This is a genomic window from Vibrio sp. 10N.222.48.A3, assembly GCF_041475345.1.
In the GTDB taxonomy this organism is placed as follows: Bacteria; Pseudomonadota; Gammaproteobacteria; order Enterobacterales; family Vibrionaceae; genus Vibrio; species Vibrio tasmaniensis_A.
Map to the genome: position 1 here is coordinate 1 of NZ_JBFRVX010000596.1, position 3,579 is coordinate 3,579.

The 3,579-nt window shown below is 40.1% G+C and carries 3 protein-coding genes and 1 pseudogene; all 4 read left to right on the top strand.

The annotated features are described in order from the left end of the window. Window positions 1-488: 488 nt before the first annotated feature. Window positions 489-1,796 (top strand): TolC family outer membrane protein, encoded by a 1,308-nt coding sequence (locus AB4653_RS16790; protein ID WP_102257275.1) that lies wholly within the window; start codon window positions 489-491, stop codon window positions 1,794-1,796. Beyond that, window positions 1,796-2,410 (top strand): OmpA family protein, encoded by a 615-nt coding sequence (locus AB4653_RS16795; protein ID WP_102257276.1) that lies wholly within the window; start codon window positions 1,796-1,798, stop codon window positions 2,408-2,410. Before AB4653_RS16790 ends, AB4653_RS16795 begins: the two co-directional genes overlap by 1 nt. 131 nt (window positions 2,411-2,541) lie before the next feature. Continuing rightward, window positions 2,542-2,892, top strand: a complete 351-nt coding sequence (locus tag AB4653_RS16800; RefSeq protein ID WP_017100235.1) for a DUF2750 domain-containing protein — start codon at window positions 2,542-2,544, stop codon at window positions 2,890-2,892. Window positions 2,893-3,053: 161 nt separating this feature from the next. Beyond that, window positions 3,054-3,579: pseudogene (locus tag AB4653_RS16805) on the top strand (GGDEF domain-containing protein); the annotation flags it as partial.

Genomic DNA, 3,579 nt, shown 5'->3' on the forward strand with positions numbered 1-3,579 from the left:
CTAGGACCTTGATTGTGCCATCTATCGAAATAACAATGCGTTGACCTAATGCTAATGCACCGCTCGCATTCAATACTGTCATGTCCATATAAATCCCTAAGCTCATTTTCTGTTCGCGACGTCAAAATAGTGACATCAATTCTATAATCTAGTGACAATATAACATCTAATGTCATATAATTCCTAGCTATGAATTGCATGTTTAATAACTTACAATGTAAACGAATGATAACGGTCACTGAGTGATAATTAAGATGACGAAAACTTCCATATAAGTTATTGTCTTAGGGAAAGATAACCCAAACACTCAAATCAAATTTAAGTACTCAAAATCGACTTAAATTGTACGACGATCGGTTAACAACTTTACAACCATTTACGAATGCTCATTGGGCATTCGTTATTTTTTTGGCGGTTCATCTAAATTTGATATATTCAAGCTTAAAAGCGACAAACTTAGGTGATACTCCATTTTTGGGAGATTGAAATTGAACTGGATTAAAACGACTACATTAGGGTTGGCTATTGCACTCAGTTTACCGACTAGCGCACAAACCTTAGAGCAAGCCGTCGCGTTTACTTTAGAAAGTAACCCTGAAATCAAAGCGGCATATAACCAGTACGTTAGTCAACGTTACCTTAACGATGCTTCTGGTGGAGCTTACCGCCCGAGTATAGATTTAGACGGTGGCATTGGTTACGAATATACAGATTTGGCGACGAATTCGAGCTCAACAGATCTAACGCGTAAAGAAGCAGCAATTACGTTGACACAACTCATTTGGGATGGCGCGAATACTTCTAACGACATTGATCGTACCGCTGCTGATGCAGAGTCTGTCCGTTATCAATTGCTATCTAGCGCTCAAGATATTGCACTGCAAGTAACCAAAGTCTATCTTGATTCCGTTAAAGCTTATGAAGTGCTTACACTTTCTGAAAACAATCTGGCGACGCACAAAAATATCTATATAGATATCAAGAAACGAGTTGATTCAGGCATTGGATCTACGGCAGACATGTCTCAGGTAGAAGCTCGTATTGCAAAAGCGCATGGTAATTTGCTAGCAGCACAAAATAATTTATTTGATGCCCACACTCAATTCAAACGCCTTGTTGGCCAAGCCCCACTAGGCTTGGTATATCCACGTGCAGATGCAGGTTCTATTCCTTATACGATCGACGGTGCTTTGGCAAAAGCCTTTAACCAACACCCAGTTATTAAAATTGCACAAGCTGACGTAGATTCAGCGAAGTTTCAATACAAACAGTCTAAGAGTACCAACTACCCGACTGTTTCTTTTGAAGCCGCTCAAAGGTGGCGTGATGATGCAGGTGGTACGAAAGGCAGCAGCGATGAATTTTCTGCGATGCTTCGCTTAAAGTACAATCTCTATAACGGTGGAGCCGATCAAGACCGTGCCGAAAGTGCCGCTTATCAACTTAACAAAGCAAAAGACCTACGTGAGAGTACTTACCGCAATGTAGAAGAAAGCTTACGCCTTTCATGGAGCGCACTTGACTTAACCGTCCAGCAAAAAGATTTCTTGTCAGATCACGTAGATTCAGCATCTGATACCGTTATCTCTTACGAAAAACAGTACCGAATTGGTAAGCGTACTCTTCTCGATTTACTTAACACCGAAAATGAACTCTTCGAAGCCCGTAAGGGATTTTTGGATGCTAAGTATGACGTACAATACGCAAAATACAGAGTCATGAATGCGACAGGTAATTTATTGACAGGGTTACGTGTTGAGACCCCTCAAGAATGGAACGAAAAGGTAGAATATTAATGAAGCTCTTCAAAACGATACTCCCGCTATGCTTCGTGGTTGCTTCTTCCAACATCATGGCTGAAACAAATGATGAATTCACTTATCGTGCTCTTCCTAGCACCACACAAAGTTATGATCTCGAAGATGATGATAATGATGGTGTTATCAACGCTCGCGATTTATGTATAGACACACAAATAGGCGCTGAAATAGATAATGATGGCTGTGGCTCGTATTTCGAGTCTAGTGAACAAAAAGAACTTCATATTTTGTTTGCTAATGACTCTGCAGAAATCAAACCTGTATTCCTGGGCCAAATCCGTCAAATGGCTGCGTTTCTAAAACGTTACGAGAATACCAGTATCCAACTTCAAGGTTATGCCAGTAAAGTGGGTAATGCTGAACACAACCTGAAACTGTCAGAAAAGCGAGCGGACAATGTAAGGCGTGCACTTATCAGCAATGGAATTCCACCGTCTAGAGCCTATACCGTAGGTTACGGTGATGTCGGCTTCCGTGATAATGACACCGAAACTAATCATGCACTGAACAGAAAAGTTGTAGCTTCTGTTGTCGGATTTAAAGGCAACATTAAAGAAGAGTGGCATATATTTACTAAAATCGGTAAATAGATTCTACCGCACTCAAACCATGCTGAAACGTTTGGTAAGCGTTTCAGTATCCTTATAATTCCTTGATCGCCATATACCTACCCCTTGTATAATGTTAATCTTGTCTTGTTATCAACATAGAGAAATTATTCATGAGCAAACTAACCGCTGATACTCAAGCAAATCTAGAACTTTTCGTTTCTGAAACGCAAGAAACTAAACTGGTATGGGGCCTTCGCAACGATGAAGGTTGGCTAGCATGTGATTCAAGTGAATTCGAAAACAGTGAAGTGATGCCGTTCTGGTCTTCAAAAGAAGATGCTCAGACTCACAATGTCGAAGAGTGGGCTGATTTCGAAGTATTAGAAATTCCACTAGATATCTTTGTAGAAGATTGGTTACTTACTCTAGCTGAAGACGGCGTTCTTGTTGGTACTAACTGGAATGCAACATTAGAAGGCAAAGAACTAGAGCCTTCTGATCTAGCGAAATTATACATCTAGCTTCCAAGATCGGTCGTACATAGCGTACGACCGGTTACCCATAATAAGCCATTGAGAATTAGAGATTTACCTCACATAAAAAACCATCAACCTACCAAAAAAATTGAAGCAACATCAAACTAACAATAGAATATCGTTCTTTATCTGATTGATATTATCTCGTGATTCACTTCATTTTCATTGCCTTTTTGCTTTTCATCAATCTTTATTCTTTTAGCCAAGCATCAACATTGGATCATGAATCTTATCCAACAATTAGCTCCTCGGCATTAGCTCCCCACACAACTCCAAATGCTGATTGGAACGCACTCTATCTGTCGACTCTAACTCATTCCCCTTCGCGCGCATTGAACATGCTGCAAACACGCTACACTAGCTCAACAACCTACGGGGATAAGCTCTACCTATCGGCACTGCTATATCAATACATGAGCCAGCGCGATCAACCGTTTTATGGAATCGCTTCAAACGACAGTGACTACCAAGCAATAGAACAAGCGTTTATTAATGCCCTAGTAAATGATGGACAAGGTCAGTACAAAGAAGCTCAGCAAGACTTTTTGTCCATATTAGTAAAAATGCAATCAATCAACGATGTTACAGGTAGAGCATTATTAAAATATCAATTATGTCGTTCTCTCAATGAGCAAGCTAAATATCATCAAGCGAACTATTATTGTTCTGCAC

Excerpts from the sequence above, each read along its gene's own strand:
- AB4653_RS16795 (WP_102257276.1), top strand. The coding sequence starts at position 1,796 with ATGAAGCTCTTCAAAACGATACTCCCGCTATGCTTCGTGGTTGCTTCT.
- AB4653_RS16800 (WP_017100235.1), top strand. The coding sequence starts at position 2,542 with ATGAGCAAACTAACCGCTGATACTCAAGCAAATCTAGAACTTTTCGTT.